At 33.3% G+C, this 19,166-nt stretch carries 17 protein-coding genes; 4 read left to right on the top strand and 13 right to left on the bottom strand.

The window, feature by feature from the left end; all coding sequences use genetic code 11:
• Positions 1-25: 25 nt before the first annotated feature.
• The 5 genes from KHA90_RS13655 to KHA90_RS13635 form a co-directional block, all read right to left on the bottom strand.
• Complete coding sequence (locus KHA90_RS13655; RefSeq protein ID WP_213301091.1) at positions 26-976, bottom strand: bestrophin family protein; 951 nt, start codon at positions 974-976, stop codon at positions 26-28.
• 50 nt (positions 977-1,026) lie between these two features.
• Positions 1,027-1,749, bottom strand: coding sequence for an adenine nucleotide alpha hydrolase family protein (locus tag KHA90_RS13650; RefSeq protein ID WP_213301088.1), 723 nt, complete (start codon positions 1,747-1,749; stop codon positions 1,027-1,029).
• Positions 1,750-1,826: 77 nt separating this feature from the next.
• Positions 1,827-3,230, bottom strand: coding sequence for a sensor histidine kinase (locus tag KHA90_RS13645; RefSeq protein ID WP_213301085.1), 1,404 nt, complete (start codon positions 3,228-3,230; stop codon positions 1,827-1,829).
• Position 3,231: 1 nt separating this feature from the next.
• Positions 3,232-3,906, bottom strand: coding sequence for a response regulator transcription factor (locus KHA90_RS13640; RefSeq protein WP_213301082.1), 675 nt, complete (start codon positions 3,904-3,906; stop codon positions 3,232-3,234).
• Between the two features lie 175 nt (positions 3,907-4,081).
• On the bottom strand, positions 4,082-5,347 hold the full coding sequence (locus KHA90_RS13635) for a BamA/TamA family outer membrane protein (protein ID WP_213301078.1): 1,266 nt from the start codon (positions 5,345-5,347) through the stop codon (positions 4,082-4,084).
• A 297-nt stretch (positions 5,348-5,644) separates the two neighbouring features.
• On the opposite strand from KHA90_RS13635, the gene KHA90_RS13630 reads away from it, so the two are divergent.
• Positions 5,645-6,223 (top strand): pentapeptide repeat-containing protein, encoded by a 579-nt coding sequence (locus tag KHA90_RS13630; protein WP_213301058.1) that lies wholly within the window; start codon positions 5,645-5,647, stop codon positions 6,221-6,223.
• Positions 6,224-6,382: 159 nt separating this feature from the next.
• On the opposite strand, the gene KHA90_RS13625 is transcribed toward KHA90_RS13630, so the two are convergent.
• The 5 genes from KHA90_RS13625 to glyA form a co-directional block, all read right to left on the bottom strand.
• Positions 6,383-6,904, bottom strand: coding sequence for a hypothetical protein (locus KHA90_RS13625; protein ID WP_213301056.1), 522 nt, complete (start codon positions 6,902-6,904; stop codon positions 6,383-6,385).
• Positions 6,905-6,974: 70 nt separating this feature from the next.
• The gene (locus KHA90_RS13620; RefSeq protein ID WP_213301053.1) at positions 6,975-7,472 is read right to left on the bottom strand and encodes a GNAT family N-acetyltransferase; all 498 of its coding nucleotides are present in this window, start codon (positions 7,470-7,472) and stop codon (positions 6,975-6,977) included.
• Between the two features lie 24 nt (positions 7,473-7,496).
• On the bottom strand, positions 7,497-8,537 hold the full coding sequence (locus KHA90_RS13615) for a GMP reductase (protein ID WP_213301050.1): 1,041 nt from the start codon (positions 8,535-8,537) through the stop codon (positions 7,497-7,499).
• 259 nt (positions 8,538-8,796) lie between these two features.
• Complete coding sequence (miaE, locus tag KHA90_RS13610) at positions 8,797-9,390, bottom strand: tRNA-(ms[2]io[6]A)-hydroxylase (RefSeq protein ID WP_213301047.1); 594 nt, start codon at positions 9,388-9,390, stop codon at positions 8,797-8,799.
• Positions 9,391-9,522: 132 nt separating this feature from the next.
• Entirely contained in the window at positions 9,523-10,797 is a 1,275-nt protein-coding gene (gene glyA / locus KHA90_RS13605) for a serine hydroxymethyltransferase (protein WP_213301044.1), read from the bottom strand.
• Positions 10,798-10,905: 108 nt separating this feature from the next.
• On the opposite strand from glyA, the gene fahA reads away from it, so the two are divergent.
• Positions 10,906-12,189 (top strand): fumarylacetoacetase, encoded by a 1,284-nt coding sequence (gene fahA, locus KHA90_RS13600; RefSeq protein WP_213301041.1) that lies wholly within the window; start codon positions 10,906-10,908, stop codon positions 12,187-12,189.
• Between the two features lie 362 nt (positions 12,190-12,551).
• On the opposite strand, the gene KHA90_RS13595 is transcribed toward fahA, so the two are convergent.
• Positions 12,552-13,736, bottom strand: a complete 1,185-nt coding sequence (locus KHA90_RS13595; RefSeq protein WP_213301038.1) for an endonuclease/exonuclease/phosphatase family protein — start codon at positions 13,734-13,736, stop codon at positions 12,552-12,554.
• 160 nt (positions 13,737-13,896) lie between these two features.
• A complete protein-coding gene (locus KHA90_RS13590; RefSeq protein WP_213301024.1) occupies positions 13,897-14,937 on the bottom strand; it encodes an agmatine deiminase family protein in 1,041 nt (346 codons plus the stop codon).
• 186 nt (positions 14,938-15,123) lie between these two features.
• On the opposite strand from KHA90_RS13590, the gene KHA90_RS13585 reads away from it, so the two are divergent.
• Positions 15,124-16,647 (top strand): choice-of-anchor I family protein, encoded by a 1,524-nt coding sequence (locus tag KHA90_RS13585; RefSeq protein ID WP_213301021.1) that lies wholly within the window; start codon positions 15,124-15,126, stop codon positions 16,645-16,647.
• A gap of 221 nt (positions 16,648-16,868) precedes the next feature.
• Entirely contained in the window at positions 16,869-18,137 is a 1,269-nt protein-coding gene (locus KHA90_RS13580) for an OmpA family protein (RefSeq protein ID WP_213301018.1), read from the top strand.
• A gap of 135 nt (positions 18,138-18,272) precedes the next feature.
• Here KHA90_RS13580 and KHA90_RS13575 read toward each other — a convergent pair whose 3' ends face one another.
• On the bottom strand, positions 18,273-19,160 hold the full coding sequence (locus tag KHA90_RS13575; RefSeq protein WP_213301015.1) for a carbon-nitrogen hydrolase: 888 nt from the start codon (positions 19,158-19,160) through the stop codon (positions 18,273-18,275).
• Between the last annotated feature and the right edge of the window lie 6 nt (positions 19,161-19,166).

Below are 19,166 nucleotides of genomic sequence, written 5' to 3'. Positions count from 1 at the left end.
CAAATTGAAACCAAAATCAATTTAATTATAAAACATAATAAGCATTATTTTTTTCTACTTTTTTAACTTCAGGATGAAGATGAAATTCATTGATGATATCAAATTCGCTTTGATATTCGTTTAACATTTGTGTTATATTTTTTTCAATTGTATTGGCAATTGTGGTTACAGGCGTATCTGTAGGTCTGTTTTCGAACGGATCCTGTAAATGAATTGCCATTTTTTCGATTAGAAAGAAAGCTCCGGCAATTGCGGTAATTAACGGAATTGCAAACCAGCTTAAAACACTAATTAATCCAAAAGGCAATAATATAATAAACAAACACAAGGTCATTCTGATATACATGCTGTATGTTGTTGGGAAAATAGTATTTTTAATTCTTTCACATTTACCCATTTCATCACACAATCTTGATAATGTATTGTCAATTTCAACTTGCTGATACATATTAATACGTTTGTCATTTTTCGCATTTCTAAGATCTCTTGCATGCAAAAGCAAAATCGCATTTGGAATGTTTTGATGATTTTTTACAAAACGCATTTCTTCTTCGCTAATCAAACCTTCAAGCGGTTTTAAGGCATCTTTATTTCTTAAGGATTGTCCTAAACTATAACACCACGCAATTTGTCTTTTCGCAAAATTTTCTTTAAATTCATTTGCTTCTACAGAAAAATCAGGATCTTTATAAAACGTCAAAACCTGACGAATTAATGTTCTGGAATCATTAACAATTGCCCCCCAAACAATTCGTGCTTCCCACCATCTGTCGTAAGCCTGATTTGATTTAAAAGCTAACAATAAGGATATAATTGTTCCAATCATTGTAGGAATTGCAATTGGGATATCTACTGGCAGATTGATGAAATAGTTATGCAATATTTCAAATAATATGGTGTAAGCCAATACGAGACATAGTTCTACTTTAATTTTCCCGAGAACGTACTTCATTGGTATTCTTTTCTTTAATAACATATTTTCGGTTTTTAATTAAAAATTATATTTTTTTTGGAAGTAATTCGGGCTTATGCCAATTCTTCATATAAAGACAAAACCGGAAGTCCTAGTTTGTCGTTTACATTTTCTTTTTTAGTTTTCTTGAATTTGATTTTTTCTCCTTTACGAGTTTCAACTAACAAATCGATATCGTATTTTGAAATCGCTTCTGATAAATAAGGGGCGAATTTTTCGTAGTTATCATCAAAATTAGAGGTCTGACTTACAATCTCAAATGAGAAATTCGCATTCAAAAATTGCTGAACATCCTTAACATGCATATTGGCACGTGCGTTCTCAATGTAAAGTGCTTTATTGAAATCTTCCTTGTATTTCTCTGTTCCTAAATGTAAAATTGGACATTTTTGATTGGCTGCCAATTGTATCAAATATTGGTGAATTCGTTTTGTTTCTTGCTTATAAGAGTTCGTTAAAACAATTAGTTTTACTGAGAAAACATCAATAATTCGTTTAAATATAGGAGACGAAAGTCCGTACTGGTTGTGAACTTTTATTTTGCAGTTTGGTGTATGATCTATAATGTAGCGACAAGTTTCAAGTACTTCTTCCTGACTTGGAGTAAGTCCGGTACGCATTTCGCGCAAATATCCTGATGATGAAAAAGTATCCGGAGCATCTGAAACCATCATTAAAATGATTTCACATCCTGATGATTTTGCCTGATCCACTGCTGACTTTACAGCACAAATAGTATCATCTTTTAAAGTCGTAGGTATTAGGAAATTTTTCATATGTATAATCGTTTAGTTTATACATACAAAATAAGTCCTGCAAAATTAGAAGGGTCTTAATTTAAAATTAGAATTTTCTAAGATTCAACATTAGATTTTTTAATGTTGTTTTTCTTGATTTTTGATTTATTGAAAACAATGGTTACAATTGTTCCTTTGTTTTGCTCTGATTGTACTTGTATTTCGCCATCGTGCATGCGAATAATTTTTGAAGCCAAAGGAAGTCCTAAACCATAACCTATATACTTAGTGGCAATTTTCCCTCTAAAAAATGGTTCATACAAATGCGGAATATCTTCGGGTGGAATTCCTATACCAATATCATTAATCGCAATTTTAATCGATTCCTGATTGGCAGAAAGCGTTACAAAAACTTCATTATTATCTGAATATTTTACTCCGTTTGTAACAATATTGTTAATAGCAAGCTCCAAAAGTGGTTTATTACACGGAATTAATAGCAAATTAGAATCTTTGGGAGCAAAATTAAATTTCATGCTCACACGATTGTCCGGATAAATTTTATCAAGATCTGATTTAACATCCATTAATAATTCATCGATTCTGGCAATATCCAGTACTTGTTTTTTGCCATCGTAACCCGTTTGCGTGAGTTTTAATAAGCTTTCGGTCAGGTTTCCTAATTTCGAAGCCTGATTGTATATATTCCCTAAAGATTCGACATATTCTGCAACATCCCTTTCTTTAAGAAGCATAATTTCAGACTCGGCAATAATGGTTGTAATTGGCGTTTTTAACTCATGAGAAGCATTATTTATAAAATTTGCCTGAATTTCAAAAGAGGTTTCTAAACGATCCAGCATATCATTGAAAGTTTCAGTAAGATCCGAAATTTCATCTGAGTTTTTAACTTCCGGTAATCTGTTATGAAGGTTTGAAGCACTAATTCTATTTACTTCTTTAGTAATTCTTGCAACCGGATTAATGACGCGTTTCGCCAGAAAGCGTCCTAAAAAGAAGGCTAAAAGTATGAATCCGAAACCTCCAAAAATCAATATTTTTGCGATAAAAATAGTCGTCGTTTTTCCTCTTCGATCTCTTGCGCCAACAATTACAATGTATTTTTGATTATTTTCTTTGAAAACCTGTCCTAAATAATACTTGCTGTTTACTTCAAAATAATCTTCTCCGGTTGTTAAAACATTGGTATAAAACTCGTTTGGTAAATTTAATTTAGTATTATAATCAAAACTATTAGCGCTGTTTATTTTTAGAACAAATTCTTCTTCTTCGATAAGTTCTTCAAGCCCGTTCTTTTTTAATTCACTATAATATCTACTCTTTTCAGGATCATTTTGAAAATGAATCGAAGCCACAATTTTAGCTCTGTCTTCAAGTCGTTTTAAGAAGTGATATCGGTTATTTTCCCTAAACAAAACAAAAACAACAATACACAATAGTAAAGTACTAAGGGTGGAAAGTGCTACATAAGTAAAAGTAATTTTTTTTCTTATATCCATTTTATGGCTTTATAACATAACCTAAACCTTTCATGGTATGAATGAGTTTGGTATCAAAAGGTTTATCTATTTTTTTTCTTAAATACGTGATATAAACATCCACAACATTGGTATTCATATCAAAATTAATGTCCCAGACATTGTCTAAAATTTGATCTCTGGAAACAATTCTTCCGCTATTTTTAGCTAAATAATACAGTAATTTAAATTCCTTTGCGGTTAAAATTATGGATTCACCGTCTCTTTTTACTGATTTAGCGCGTGCATTTATCTCTAAATCGCCAACTATTATGGTGTCAATTTTTTCGGTTTCCTGATGTGCTCTTCTATGCAAAGCGTTTACTCTGGCATCAAGTTCTCCAAATTTAAATGGTTTAACGAGATAATCATCGGCACCTGCGTTGAGTCCGGTTACGATATTTTCTGAAGTTCCAAGGGCTGTTAAAAGCAAAACAGGAATAAAATTTTTACTGGCACGTAAACGTCTGCAAATTTCGATTCCGTTAATATCCGGCAACATAACATCTAAAATCACAACATCAAAATTATAGTTATGAAGCATTTCAAGCGCTGTTGTACCGTCCATGGCGACACTAACTTCGTTATTATTTTCGGCAAATCCTTTACGTAAAATGGATAAAAGATTTGGTTCGTCTTCGACTATAAGTAATTTCATTTTGATTAATGTATGTATAACAAAAATAAGGATTGAGTTTAAAAATATAAATCACAATAGTTATAAATTATGATTTAATTATGAACAATAGCTTTTAGTAACTACAAAAAAAAGCACTCACGATAATGAATGCTTTTACTTTTTTGATTTGATGTGTTATTTTTTCTTAAAAATTCTAAAATGATTCTCCGGCATTCAGATAAAATCCTTTTGAATTATTTCCCCATGCATAATCAACAATTAAATTGGTACGCGTTTTTTTGTCGATTAAAATTCGCAAACCAATTCCTGCGGCGGGCTGAACTGAATTAAAAAGTGGTATTTTATTGTCGACATTACTTGCAGTTACAAAATTGGTAAAAACGGTTCCGCTTATCATTTGATCGCAGGTAATGGGAAATCTAAATTCTGTCGAAAGGTAAATTAATCCGTTTCCTCTAAATAATCCTTGAGTATATCCTTCTCCGCTTCGACTGCGCTGATCCCAACCTATTGCGGGTAAATTTAAATAGGGAACTTTTCCTCGTGTTACAAATTGCCCGTAGGTCCAGATGGCTAAAATATATCTTTTGTCTTTACTGGAAACAGGTATGAAATGGCGATATTCAGCATATAAAACATTGCTATAATCCTGATTATTAAATAAAACAGGATTAAAACGATAGTTAATATTAGCAAACCATCCGCGTGTTGAATTGACCTGATTGTCTCTGGAATCGTAGACTAAGTTTAGGCTTATGCCGTTTAAGAAATATTCTAAACCATTAAATCCATGTTTTTGGCTATAATTATAATGGTACGTATATTTTCCGTTTTCGACATCTAAATTTTTGTCTTTTATACTGGAATACCAATCGAGATTTATTCCTCCGCCAACATAAAAATTTTTATACACTTCAAAAGACACTGTTTGGTGAAACTTGAAATAATCGTAATCCATAGGTTCCGCGATGGAATCAATGCTAAAACCTTCTTTTTGGCTATGATTGGGGATAATATTAGTTCCTAATCCATAATTGGGCTGTGAGAAAATGTACAATCGATAATCGCCACTTAAAAAAATCTTGTTGTTTTTGAGTAGAATATTATTCTTGACATTAACCAGTAATTGCTTTTTTGTGGTATAGGTAATTCCCAAATTTGCCACAGAATATTTATCCGATTCCTGTTTTCCTTTGAAAGTATATTGCGCAACTCCACCAAAGAAAAATCCTGTTGCAGGCTGAGAACCAATTGCTGGAATGACCAGAAAAAAATTGTTTTTTGTGGGTTTAACAACATATACAGAATCTTTCTTTTTAAAAATTTCCAAAATCGTCCTTGGCGGACATATTTCAGGAGAAGTATTTTGAGTCTGAGCTATTGAATTGACTGAAATAAATAAGACTAACCCTAAGATTTTACAAGAATAAAAGTATTTGTTTTTTAAAAATCTTATCATTTGAAAGTTTTAAATTCATGAATAACATTCAACTCTATGTAAATATATGCCTTATTTTCAATATTTTACAAAACAAAATATGTGTAGTTTTAAAATTAAACGCTTATTACAAATGAATAAAAAAAGCATATCCATAAAACCAATTTCGAGAGTCTTAGATTTCTTCAAAAACAAAGATCAATCTACTTAAATTTTCTTTAAAGAATTATTTCAAAATATAAAATTAATCCAATTTAGTAACTAATTAATGCGACCAAATTATTATCTTTTCGGTCTCAAATAATCATCAAAACAACATTGAAAAAAGCGTCAGAATATTTCCTTGATAAAGAATACGATACTATTACTTATGGTCCAGATGATGCCAATTTCAAGGATTTTGAATGCTGTACTTTTAGTAATTGTAATTTTTCTGCCTGTACTTTTTTAGCCGTTACTTTTATTGATTGCATTTTTAATGACTGTATTTTTACTGAAGCAAAAATCAATTATGTAGCTTTTAGAACAGCTACTTTTAATCGTTGTGAAATTAAGGAAGTGAATTTTGCGATGTGCGATAAACTTATTTTCGAAGTTCATTTTTATGATTGCATTCTGGATTTTTCGAAGTTCTATACCTTGAAGATAAAAGGAACTACATTTACCAATTGCAGTTTAATTGCGGTTGATTTCATGGCTACAGATCTTACAAGTGTTTTGTTTGATAATTGTGACTTATATCGTTCTGAATTTGATAAAGCAATCGCCAACAAAGCCGACTTTAAAACGAGTTACAATTATACGATTGATCCATCAAAAACTAAATTGAAGAAAGCAGTTTTTGCTTTGAAAGAATTGAAAGGTTTACTGTTTAAACACGATGTGATTGTGAGTTAGTAAAATAAAAAAAGCCAGTATAAAACTGGCTATTAATATATTCTCGTTTAGGAAATTATCCTACTATAACATCTCTTTTCATAATAAATAATTTTAAATTAACTTATATAACAATATTACCACAATAATATATTGTAAGCAAATTATTAGTGTTAATTGTTATGCAACACCAAGATCATCACCTGATTTAAATTTTTTAGTTGTGATAACATCTTTAGAGTAAAAATCTTTTACAAAAATATCTGTAAATCCGGATAATGAATGTTTTGCAATGACTGTAAGTCTTAAATATGATGAATTATCACTCCAATTAGATTCAATATCTTCGGTTGTTCTTACTCTCATAGCGTGCAGACTATTTGTATCACTTTTTTTTCTACAAGGGATATATGATATAAAATTATCTTCTAAGACTATATCTTTTCCTTGAATATTCATTCCGCCAACACCTCCTACTTGTTTATAAAAAGTGGGTTCAACCCGAATATCAAATATTTCTGATTTGGTTTTATTAATGAATTTAAAAAAATAATTTGTCTGTCCTTCAAAAGTAACTTTACTTATGTGTGATGATATTTCGATTTTAACTCTTTTTCGATTTAGAAAATACATTAAAAACAAGTAAGATGAAATGACTCCCGTTAAAATGCTAACTATTATTCCTAAAACTACTTTTGTCATTTTTAATATTGCTTATATCGACAAAGATAGTTTTAAAAATTAACAAGTAAAATACTATTTTATTTAAACTTTATAATTTCTTTTCCATCACATAATCTTCCATCAAATAACCGTTCCCAATATTTATATTTACCTCATCAACAACTTCAAAACCTATTTTTTTGTAGAAACCTAAAGCAGCATTAAATCTATTTACATTTAGGGATAATGCTTTTGAATTATTTTTTAAAGCAAATTTTTCAATTTCGTCTATCACTTTTTTGCCAATTCCTCTTCCTTGTGTTTCCGGTAAAAGGTATATTTTGTGAATTCTTGTAACTGTTTCTCCTTTATAATTATGCTCAATTCCGATGAAACCTAAAGTAACATTATCTTCAGAAATCAAATAAAACAATTGTTCGTTTTTATGATATTGATTGATTAAAGCTTCATCAGAATAAATAAGATCTAACATATAATCTAATTGTTCTTTTGATAAAATTGCACCGTAAGTAATTGGCCAGGTTGTATGTGCTATTTCCTGAATTAGTTTTATATCGTTTACTGTTGCTTCTGAAATTGTAATCATATTATATTTTAAAAATGCTTTTTATTATTTGGTAAAAATCTGATTTTCCTGTTCACTTACTCTTATAAAGGTGGTTCGTTTGGTCAATTCTTTTAAACGTGAAGCACCAACATAAGTACAAGTACTTCTTAAACCGCCTAAAATATCCAAAACTGTATTAATCACTTTTCCTTTAAACGGAACCTGAACTGTTTTTCCTTCGCTTGCTCTGTATTCTGCCACTCCGCCAACATATTTATCCATTGCGGTTGTAGAACTCATTCCGTAAAATTGTTTGAATTTTTCGCCGTTCACTTCAATCAGTTCTCCTCCACTTTCAGTATGTCCTGCAAGCATTCCGCCCAGCATTACAAAATCTGAACCTGCCCCAAAGGCTTTTGCTACATCTCCCGGAGTTTTACATCCGCCATCGCTTATAATATGTCCGCCAAGACCGTGCGCGGCATCAGCACATTCAATAATTGCCGAAAGCTGCGGATATCCAACACCTGTTTTTATACGTGTTGTACAAACTGAACCCGGTCCAATTCCGACTTTTACGATATCGGCTCCAGCCAATAATAATTCTTCGACCATTTCGCCGGTAACTACATTTCCGGCAATAATGATTTTATCAGGATATTGTTTTCGGGTTTGTTTTAAAAACTGCACAAAGTGTTCTGAATATCCGTTTGCAACATCAATACAAATAAATTTAAGCAATGGATTTGCCGTTATAATTTGACCAATTTTAGCAAAATCTTCTTTTCCGGTTCCCGTGCTTATAGCGATATGATTGTAGAAATCAGGTGTTACTTTTTGCAGAAAGTTATTCCATTCTTGTAATGAATAATGTTTATGAATGGCTGTAAAAAGTTTCTCTTTGGCTAAAACCTCTGCCATTTCAAAAGTCCCGACTGTATCCATATTTGCTGCCATAATTGGAATTCCTGTCCAATTTGTGGTGCTGTGCAAAAATTTAAAATTCTGTTCTAAATTGACTTCAGATCGGCTTTTAAGTGTGGACCGTTTTGGTCTAATCATTACATCCTTAAACCCTAATTTTAAATCTGTTTCTATTCGCATGGTTTTAAATTTTCGTTACTTTCAAATATAGGAATTTTAGATTTTAGAATGTAGATTTTAGATTGCTAAACTTTGTGTTTATTTGAACGCGGATGAAACGGATTTTTTATTTTTTACTCAGATTAAAAACTAAAACGTTCTAATAGGAGCGCGTTTCTCCCGATAGCTATCGGGATCGCTCAACGTGACATACGTAAAAACGAGACTGAAAAACTGGCACTGAAAACTGGCACTGAAAACTGAGACTAAAAACTAAAACCTATCCATGAATCGTTTCGCCTTTTCCGTAGTTGGTGATGATTGATTCTTCGTAGGCAAGCCATTCTCTCCAGCGTTTTTCGACATCAATTCCTACTCCGTATTTTCTGGCGTATGTGATGAATGTTACATAATGTCCGGCTTCGCTTTCCATTAAATCTCTGTAGAAAACAGACAATTCTTCGTCCTGAATGTTTTCAGATAAAACTTTAAAACGTTCGCAGCTTCTGGCTTCGATCATGGCCGAGAATAATAATCTTTCGACTAAACCTGAAACTCTGCTTCCGTCTCCGCTTTTCTTCATATATAAATAAAGCTCGTTTACGTAATCGTCTTTGCGTTCGCGGCCTAGTTTTAATCCTCTTTTGATGATGATATTGTGAACTTGCTCAAAATGATCGATTTCTTCTTTGGCTAAAGCCAATAAATCTTTGACCAAATCCTGATGTTCTGAGTTATTGGTGATAATCGTTATCGCGTTTGTTGCTGCTTTTTGCTCGCACCAAGCGTGATCTGTTAAGATTTCTTCTAAATTTTTCTCAACAATATTTACCCATCTTGGGTCTGTTGGCAATTGTAATCTTAGTACGCCCATTCTTATAAGTCTTAAAGTTGTAAAGTCGAAAGTTGTAAAGTCAAAAAAAAGTCGAAGATCAAAACTAAAATAGAAATTTACATTCCATTCCAATACTTTCGACCTTCGACTTTAAGACTTTATGACTAATTTTTAGTATACGAAAATTGGTCTTTCGCTCATCATTTCATTTACTTCGTTTGCTACTTCTTCGATAATTGCTTCGTTTGTGTGATCAGCAAGAACTCTGTCGATTAAGGCAACGATTGTTTCCATATCTTCTTCAACTAAACCACGAGTTGTGATTGCAGCTGTTCCTACACGGATTCCTGAAGTTACAAATGGTGATTTATCATCAAATGGAACCATATTTTTATTTACAGTGATTTCTGCTTTTACTAATGCATTTTCAGCTTCTTTACCAGAAATATTTTTATTTCTTAAATCAATAAGCATCATGTGGTTATCAGTTCCGCCAGAAATGATTTTGTATCCTCTTTTTACAAAAGCATCTGCCATTGCATTTGCATTTTTTTGTAATTGCATTGCATAAGTAAAAAACTCATCTTTTAGTGCTTCACCAAAAGCTACAGCTTTAGCAGCAATAATATGCATCAAAGGTCCGCCTTGATTTCCTGGGAAAACAGCAAGATCTAATAAAGATGACATCATTCTGATTTCTCCTTTTGGAGTTTTCAAACCTTGTGGGTTTTCGAAATCTTTTCCCATTAAGATCAAACCTCCACGTGGTCCGCGTAATGTTTTGTGTGTTGTTGTAGAAACAATATGACAATGTGGAATTGGATCATTCATTAATCCTTTTGCAATTAATCCTGCAGGGTGAGAAATATCAGCAAATAAGATTGCTCCTACGCTATCAGAAATTACTCTGAAACGCTCAAAATCCATATCACGAGAATAAGCCGAAGCTCCTGCGATGATTAATTTTGGTTGCTCTTTTGTTGCAATTTCCTGAATTTTATCATAATCTAAACGACCAGTTTCAGCATCTACACCGTAAAAAACAGGTTTGTATAAACGCCCTGAAAAGTTCACCGGAGATCCGTGAGTTAAGTGACCACCGTGAGATAAGTCAAAACCTAAAATAGTATCGCCAGGATTTAAACATGCATGGTAAACTGCTGTATTTGCCTGAGATCCTGAGTGAGGCTGTACGTTTGCATATTCAGCACCAAATAATTCTTTAGCTCTGTCAATTGCAATTTGTTCAATAACGTCTACTACTTCGCAACCGCCGTAGTATCTTTTGCCAGGATATCCTTCGGCATATTTGTTAGTTAAAACAGAACCAGCTGCTTCCATTACTTCATCACTTACAAAATTCTCTGAAGCGATAAGTTCTAATCCGTGAATTTGTCTGTCTTGTTCCTCTAGTATAAGGTCAAAAATTTGTTCGTCGCGTTGCATTTTTTCGTTTTTCGTTAATTTCCTGCAAAAATACAAAAAAACGTTTGTCAAACTGTTAGATTATGATATATTTGACATAGAATTTTTCAACAAATAATTAACATTCACATGCCAATAACCGCTAACGATACCAAAAGAAAATCATGGTTAGAAGTGCCAGAAAATAGCGACTTCCCTATTCAAAATATTCCTTTCGGTGTATTTCTTACTAAAGAAAATGTCGTTACAGTAGGAACACGAATTGGCGATTACGCTATTGATTTAGGGGCTTTACAACAATTAAACTATTTTGCAGGAATAGATTTAACAGATGATATGTTCATGCAGGATACGCTTAATGATTTTATTTCTGATGGGAAAAAAACATGGCGTTTAGTTCGAAATCGCATTGCCGAGATATTCGACGAAACTAATCCGCAACTAAGAGATTCAACAAAAGATCGAGATATTGTTATTTTTCAAATTGACGATGTCGAGATGCAATTACCTGTGTTAATAGGGGATTATACTGACTTTTACTCAAGTAAAGAGCATGCAACGAACGTGGGGAAAATGTTCCGTGATCCTGAAAATGCCTTATTACCAAACTGGTTGCATATACCAGTAGGATATCACGGAAGAAGTTCAACTATTGTTCCTTCCGGAATTCCGGTTCACCGACCAATGGGGCAAACTTTACCAAACGGGGAAAAATATCCTGTTTTTGGTCCGTCTCGTTTAGTAGATTTCGAATTAGAAACGGCTTTTATTACAACTGACGTTAATATAATGGGAGAAAATATCCCAACGTATGAAGCCGAAGATTATATTTTTGGAATGGTTTTACTAAATGACTGGAGCGCGCGCGATATCCAAAAATGGGAATATGTGCCGCTTGGACCATTTTTAGCCAAAAACTTTGCAACTTCAATTTCTCCATGGATTGTGACTATGGATGCTCTTGAACCTTTTAGAACTAAAGGTCCAAAACAAGATCCGTCTCCGCTTCCTTATTTACAGACTAAAGGAAAAAAAGCGTTTGATATTCATTTAGAAGTTTCAATAAAACCGGAAGAAGCTGAAGAAACTATTGTTTCTAAATCAAACTTCAAATATTTATACTGGTCAATGGCTCAGCAATTAGCGCATCATACTTCTAATGGTTGCCGTGTAAATTCTGGCGATATGATGGGTTCAGGAACTATTTCAGGTCCTACTCCTGATAGTTTTGGTTCTATGCTGGAATTAACTTGGGGAGGACAAAATCCGATAAAATTAAAAGATGGAAGCGAGCGTAAATTTATCGAAGATAATGATACGGTTATCATTAGAGGTTTCTGCGAAAATGCTGAAGTACGTCTTGGTTTTGGAGAGGTTTGCAGTCAATTGTTACCGCCTTTTATCAGACAATGAAGAGAAGGTAGAATAGAATAATTGTTAATTGTTAATTGTTAATTGTTAATTGTTAATTGTTAATTGTTAATTGTTAATTGTTAATTGTTAATTGTTAATTTATATAAAAACACAAAATCTTGTTAGTTATCTAACAAGATTTTTTTTTGCCACAAAAATTAAAATGATTTCTTATCGTTTTTTGTTGTTAAACCCGTTTGGTTTTTAAAACCTGTGGGGTTTGAGAGACTAATCTAAAAGAATCTGTTGGCTTAAAAAATGTAATGTCTAAATCCTCAGATAAAATCGATACAACAAATTCCGATTATTTATTGGTGCCGAATTAAAATTTGCAATACAATAAAATATAAAGAAAGAGTTATTTACTCCAAAACCACCTTCACCCAAACTAAACGATGATCTGAACTTGATTCACGTTTTTCAACTAATTCTGACATTGGTTCACCTTTGGCTGGCCAGAATACACCGCTGTTAATAACATTAAACCCCAATTTGGAAGGCAATACATAATCAGCACGCATTCGCCAAAAGGCAGTATGGTTAATTCCGAAAGGATTTTGAGGACTATATTCAGCACCACCTTTACTGGCAGGTGTAAGGTCGCTGTTAATTTTAGGATTGGCAAGTAATGACTTTATACCTTCTGCAATAGCGCTTCCTTCAACCGGTGAAGCGTTTTGATCACCCAATATAACAAATTGAGAATTCGCAGCTAAACCGCCTTTTACTCCTTTGTCATCATAAATATACGAGGCGGAATTATCGGAAATGTAGTCATTCCAGAACCGGATTTCATCATGATTTCTTTTTCCATTACGATCTTCGGCACCATCAAAAGAAGCAGGTGTAGGATGGCTGGCTAAAATATGAACCGTTTTCTTGCCAATATGAACAGGAACATCCCAGTGAGATTTTGAAGATAATGGAAATTGCGCCCATGCTTCCTTACTGTACCAATCTGATCCATCCGGCTTTTTGGTAAGCAATGCTCCCGGCATATCTTTCCATTTGAAATGTTGAAAAGTACGAACCGCCTGAACATCAATAGGGTATTTTGACAAGATCATCATCGCATATTGACCCGGATACATACCAAATCCCCAGGCATCACTTCCAAAATTTTCAGACTTCCCGTCATTATTTAAATCGTAAGGACTTGGCTGACCAGTATTCACGGTTGAGTAATAGTAGTAAGGGTAATCAATGGTCGTTGCGCCTCCTTGGCTCACTTTTAAATAATTTTTAATAAACATCTTTACACCAAGTTCAGGGTTTTTAATGTAGTCAAACTCGTTGAGTAGAATAACATCCGGTCTTACGGTCTGAATAATCTGGGCGATATTCCTGATTTGAAGATTATTTCCTGAACTAAGCTCATTGATCAATATCTGCTCTGAATTTCCTTTTGTACCTCTTGGAAAATAATTCTCAGATTCCATACTTACATTGTAAGTAGCAAATGTTAGTTCAAGGTTTTTTTGTAGATCAGACTGTGAGAATAAAGCTCCGGAAGAAAGTATGGAAAGTATAAAAAGTATTTTATTCATATAGAAATTGAATCTGCATTACTGCATTGTTGAACGCACAAATTTAAGAATGTTGTAGGACGTCCGGCAGTCTATAATGTTAAGTATATGTCAATAAAAAAAAGCTCGGCATTAAAAAACCCGACATGTTTTTAAAACTTGTCGGGTATGCTGGATTCATTTAAGCAGGAATCTGCTGGCTCAAACAATGCAATGTTCCGAATCCCCAGATGAAATCGATACAACTTATTCCGATTACTTCTCTATCCGGGAAACATTCTGATAATATGTTTAAAGCTACTCGATCGTTGCTGTCATTAAATGTTGGTACTAAAACGCAATTGTTTAAAATTAGGAAATTAGCATAACTCGCCGGTAATCTTAAGTCTTCAAAATCAACACGTTTTGGCATTGGTAATGCTACAATTGTTGGCGATTTTCCGTCTTCTAGTTTTGCGTTCTGCAAACGTTTCAGATTATCTTGTAACGGTTTATAGTTCGCGTCATTTTTATCGGTTTCTATAATTGTCACGATGGTATCTTCATTTACGAATCTACATAAATCATCGATATGTCCGTGAGTATCATCGCCTTCAATGCCGTCTCCAAGCCAGATTACGTTTGTAACTCCAAGATATTCTTTAAAAACAGCTTCGTAATCTTCTTTAGTAAAATTTTTATTTCGAACCTGAATGGATGGATGCATTAAACATTCTTCAGAGGTTAATAAAGTTCCTCTCCCGTTTACATCAATTGCTCCGCCTTCAACAATTACAGGTTTTCCTTTATATAGTACTTGCGTTAAAGGAACATCTATAAAATCTGCGATTTTGCCCGGAACAAATTTATCCAACTGATAGTTTTTATATTTTGCCCAACCATTAAAATTGAAATTCAACGCTTCTCTATTCGAACCGTTTTTTACAATAATTGGTCCGGAATCACGCATCCAGCTTCTGTTGGTTTTATGAATGATGAAAGAAACATTTGTAAAATTAACACGTGCTCTTTCTAACATTTCGGCAACTTTTTCTTTCAGTTTTTCATCGGCTACGACCAAAAAAACGGTTTCAAAAGTGGCTACTTTTTTTATAAATTCTACAAAAGCCCATTGAACGGCATCATATTTTCCTGGCCAATCGTTGCCATTATGCGGAAAACACAATACAATTCCTTGTTGTTTTTCCCATTCTGCTGGAAATCTTCTATTATTTGTTGACATAAAGTAATTCTAAATTTGAAAGTGTACAAAGATAAACATTCAGAAGGATTTTAAAAAATACATCTAAAATCAAATTAAAACTAAGCCAAAAAATCGAATAAAAATTAAGTTAAAGATTAAATAATACCTTCTTAATATACGACGAAGTTCTCCTAATTACTTTTGGCAAAACTAAAAACTATCAAAATGAAAAAACTAAGCATTTCATTATTAGCAGCTTTATCTATTATGGTAAGTTGTAATAATGATGAAAATTCAAGCAACACAGAACCTGAAGTTGTTGTTAATGAAAATCCGGGAACTTTTAAGGAAATTGGCTCAATTACTATTGGCGGCGAAGGTGCAGCTGAAATTACGGCTTATGACGATAAAACAAAAAAACTTTTTACAGTAAATAATAGCGGAACAAACCAAATTGATGTTATTGATTTAACTGATCCGACAAAACCAAGTAAAATTGGTAAAATTGATTTAACTCCTTATGAAGGCGCATCGAATAGTGTGGCGGTTTATGACGGAAAATTAGCAGTTGCCTTAGAATCAACTGTAAACAAACAGGGAAACGGAAAAGTTGTTGTTTTTAATACTGCTGATTACAGTTTGATTAAACAAATAACCGTTGGCGCTTTGCCGGATATGGTGACTTTTTCGCCTGACGGAAAATACATTATGACGGCTAATGAAGGTGAACCAAATACTGATTATACTCAAGATCCAAACGGAACAATTTCTATTATTGAGGTAACTAATAATTATGCCGTAACTACTTTAGATTTCGCTTCTTTGAGTGGTCAATCTGCTGCTTTACAAAAGGATGGTTTCAGAATTTCGAAATTTGCAAAAAGTTTTGCGCAGGATATTGAGCCTGAATATGTGACTATTTCTGATGATTCTAAAACGGCATGGGTAACATTACAGGAAAATAATGGTGTTGCAAAGGTTGATTTGACTTCTAAAACTATTACGGCAATTTATCCTTTAGGTTTTAAAGATTTTAATACTGCCGAAAACGCGATCGATGTAAGCGATAAAGATGATAAAATTGCTTTTAATCCGTGGAAGGTAAAAGGAATGTTTATGCCTGACGGAATTAGTCATTTTTCAGCAAATAATGTTCCGTATTTTGTTACTGCAAATGAAGGTGATTCTAGAGAATACACTGCTTATTCAGATATTAAAAGAATGAAAGACATGAAGCTTGATCCAACTGTTTTTCCTGATGCTGCAACTTTAAAACTGGAGACTAATTTAGGAAGACTGAATCTTATTGCTGATATGGGCGATACTGACGGTGATGGAGATCTTGATGAAATGGTCGCTTTTGGAGCTCGTTCTTTCTCGATTTGGAACGGAAATACCGGGAAAATTGTTTACGACAGCAAAAATGATGTTGACAAGAAAACAAATGAACTGGGAACTTATGATGATAAACGCAGCGATGATAAAGGCTCAGAACCCGAAGCTGTAGTCGCTGTTAAGATGGGAAGTCAGAATATTCTGTTTGTTGGCTTAGAAAGATCAGATTCTTTTATGACTTATGATGTAACAAATCCTGCATCGCCTCAATATTTACAAACTGTAAAAACCGGTGATGCTCCAGAAGGAATTTTGTTTATTCCGGCTTCTAAAGGTCCAACTAAAAGAAGTTTGTTAGTCGTTAGTAGTGAGGGAGATGGAACGATAAAAATCTATCAGCCGGATTTAAAATAACTTGCCGATTGAGCAATTTCAAAAACGGGCTAAATATGAATTTAGCCCGTTTTTTTATCCAAATATTTTGATTCTGTTAACGTATTTACATAAATAAAACCCAAAAGATGGGAATTATGTAAGACCATATAGAACACATTTTAAAACTCGTGGTCTAATTTTGCTCCAGAGTTTAAAAATAAGAACTTTAATAATCATATTAAATTAAAAATTTGGATATCATGAAAAAGAAATTAGCTTCAGTATCGCTTTTATTACTAACATTCGCTGCAGGTGCACAAAATATGGCAACAACGTCAGCTCAACCTACAATTGACAAACCTGCTTATAATAAATGGTCTATTGAATTAAATGGTGGTGTAAACAAACCGCTTAGAACAATGACATCAGGTTACACTACTGAATCTCTTAGCCCGTTTCACGCAGATTTAGGTGTAAGATATATGTTTAATCCTAAATTTGGTTTGAAATTAGATGTTGGATATGATCAATTTCAGGAACGCAATGACACTCCTGAATTCGATAGTAAATATTACAGAGCAAGTTTACAAGGGGTTGTAAACCTTGGTAGAGCTTTAAACTTTGAAACATGGACGAACACATTTGGATTATTAGCTCATGGTGGTTTTGGTGTTTCTCAATTAAGTTCTGATGAAGGTTTTGACGGTAAAGATTACATGGCACATGGAATTGCTGGTTTAACTGGACAAATTAGATTAAGTAACAGAGTTGCTTTAACTGGAGATCTTACTGGTATTGTGAACGGAAGACAAAATCATAACTTTGATGGTCAAGGAACTACAAGTACTGGTTCACTAGATGGTGTATTATTAAATGCATCTGTTGGTTTGACTTTTTACTTAGGTAAAAACACAAAACATGCTGATTGGTATTCTGAAGAAAATGAAAGATTAAATAAATTAGAAGACAGAGTTACAACTATTGAAACTAATTTAATTGATACTGATAAAGATGGTGTTGCTGATCTTTATGATTTAGAACCAAATACTGTTTCTGGAGTTGCTGTAAATACTAAAGGACAATCTATTGATAACAATCAAAATGGTGTTCCGGATGAATTAGAAAGCTATTTAGATAAAACTTATGTGAAAAAAGGTGGAGAAAGTGCTGCTACAAACAATACTGTTGAAGAATTGATTAACGGTGGTTATGTGAATGTATATTTCGACTTTAACTCATCAAAACCAACAAATGCTTCATTATCTGGTGTTGACTTCTTAGTTAAATACTTGAAAAACAATCCTGGTAAATCTGCAGATATCATTGGATATTCTGACGAAATTGGAAGTTCAGCTTACAATACTGAATTATCAAGAAAAAGAGCTGAAGCTGTGAAAAAAGTAGCTGAAAATGCTGGAATCGATGCTTCAAGATTGAATGTAATTGCTAACGGTGAAGATACTTCTGTGAACAAAAATTCTAAAGAAGCGCGTCAAATCGTAAGAAGAGTTACTTTCCAAGTAAAATAATCTTAATTATATATTTTTAAAAATCCGCTTCAGAAATTCTGAAGCGGATTTTTTTTGCTTTATAAAATAAAACAGAAAACAAAAAAAGGACGAAATATGAATTTCGTCCTTTTTTGTATTTATAAAATTAACAAATTAGTCAATCGCTCTTTTTGTAATATCTCCAAAAGCATCGATTCTTCTGTCTCTGAAAAATGGCCAGTTCTGACGTACATTTTCCTGCAGATCTAAATCTACTTCGGCAATGAGGATTTCTTCCTGATCATGAGAAGCCTGAGCTAAAATTTCGCCTTGTGGTCCTGCAATAAATGATGCTCCCCAAAACTGAATTCCTTCTGTTCCTTCGATATATTTTTCTAAACCAATTCTGTTCGCAGCGGCAACAAAAACTCCGTTTGCAACAGCGTGACCTTTCATTACGTTCATCCACGCGCCGTATTGGTTTTCTCCATATTGTTCTTTTTCTTTTGGATGCCATCCAATTGCTGTTGGATAAAACAATACTTCAGCTCCTTTCAATGCTGTAATACGTGCTGCTTCCGGATACCATTGATCCCAACAAATTAATGTTCCAATTTTTCCTTTTTTAGTCTCAATTGCCTGAAAACCTAAATCTCCTGGTGTAAAATAGAATTTTTCGTAGAAATGTGGATCGTCCGGAATGTGCATTTTACGGTACAAGCCAGCTTCTGTTCCGTCTGTATCAATAATGTATGCACTGTTGTGGTAAATTCCTGCCATTCTTTTTTCAAAAAACGGAACTATAATTACTACGCCTAATTCTTTTGCCAATGCACTAAATGCAATAAACGAAGTGCTGTAAAGTGGTTCTGCTAAAGCAAAATTATCTACATCTTCGCTTTGGCAAAAATAATGACTGCTATATAATTCTGGTAATAAAATAACTTCTGCTCCCCTATTGGCTGCGTCTTTTACCCAGCTTATACATTTTTTAAGATTATTTTCGGCAACGTCATTTAGGTTTAACTGAATAACGGCGATTTTATATTTTCTTTTCGACATGGTATA

Source organism: Flavobacterium psychroterrae, from assembly GCF_018380615.1.
Classification (GTDB): Bacteria; Bacteroidota; Bacteroidia; order Flavobacteriales; family Flavobacteriaceae; genus Flavobacterium; species Flavobacterium psychroterrae.
This window is presented reverse-complemented; position numbering and strand designations above follow the sequence as displayed.

Excerpts from the sequence above, each read along its gene's own strand:
- KHA90_RS13655 (WP_213301091.1), bottom strand. The coding sequence starts at position 976 with ATGTTATTAAAGAAAAGAATACCAATGAAGTACGTTCTCGGGAAAATT.
- KHA90_RS13650 (WP_213301088.1), bottom strand. The coding sequence starts at position 1,749 with ATGAAAAATTTCCTAATACCTACGACTTTAAAAGATGATACTATTTGT.
- KHA90_RS13645 (WP_213301085.1), bottom strand. The coding sequence starts at position 3,230 with ATGGATATAAGAAAAAAAATTACTTTTACTTATGTAGCACTTTCCACC.
- KHA90_RS13640 (WP_213301082.1), bottom strand. The coding sequence starts at position 3,906 with ATGAAATTACTTATAGTCGAAGACGAACCAAATCTTTTATCCATTTTA.
- KHA90_RS13635 (WP_213301078.1), bottom strand. The coding sequence starts at position 5,347 with ATGATAAGATTTTTAAAAAACAAATACTTTTATTCTTGTAAAATCTTA.
- KHA90_RS13625 (WP_213301056.1), bottom strand. The coding sequence starts at position 6,904 with ATGACAAAAGTAGTTTTAGGAATAATAGTTAGCATTTTAACGGGAGTC.
- KHA90_RS13620 (WP_213301053.1), bottom strand. The coding sequence starts at position 7,472 with ATGATTACAATTTCAGAAGCAACAGTAAACGATATAAAACTAATTCAG.
- KHA90_RS13615 (WP_213301050.1), bottom strand. The coding sequence starts at position 8,537 with ATGCGAATAGAAACAGATTTAAAATTAGGGTTTAAGGATGTAATGATT.
- miaE (WP_213301047.1), bottom strand. The coding sequence starts at position 9,390 with ATGGGCGTACTAAGATTACAATTGCCAACAGACCCAAGATGGGTAAAT.
- glyA (WP_213301044.1), bottom strand. The coding sequence starts at position 10,797 with ATGCAACGCGACGAACAAATTTTTGACCTTATACTAGAGGAACAAGAC.
- fahA (WP_213301041.1), top strand. The coding sequence starts at position 10,906 with ATGCCAATAACCGCTAACGATACCAAAAGAAAATCATGGTTAGAAGTG.
- KHA90_RS13595 (WP_213301038.1), bottom strand. The coding sequence starts at position 13,736 with ATGAATAAAATACTTTTTATACTTTCCATACTTTCTTCCGGAGCTTTA.
- KHA90_RS13590 (WP_213301024.1), bottom strand. The coding sequence starts at position 14,937 with ATGTCAACAAATAATAGAAGATTTCCAGCAGAATGGGAAAAACAACAA.
- KHA90_RS13585 (WP_213301021.1), top strand. The coding sequence starts at position 15,124 with ATGAAAAAACTAAGCATTTCATTATTAGCAGCTTTATCTATTATGGTA.
- KHA90_RS13580 (WP_213301018.1), top strand. The coding sequence starts at position 16,869 with ATGAAAAAGAAATTAGCTTCAGTATCGCTTTTATTACTAACATTCGCT.
- KHA90_RS13575 (WP_213301015.1), bottom strand. The coding sequence starts at position 19,160 with ATGTCGAAAAGAAAATATAAAATCGCCGTTATTCAGTTAAACCTAAAT.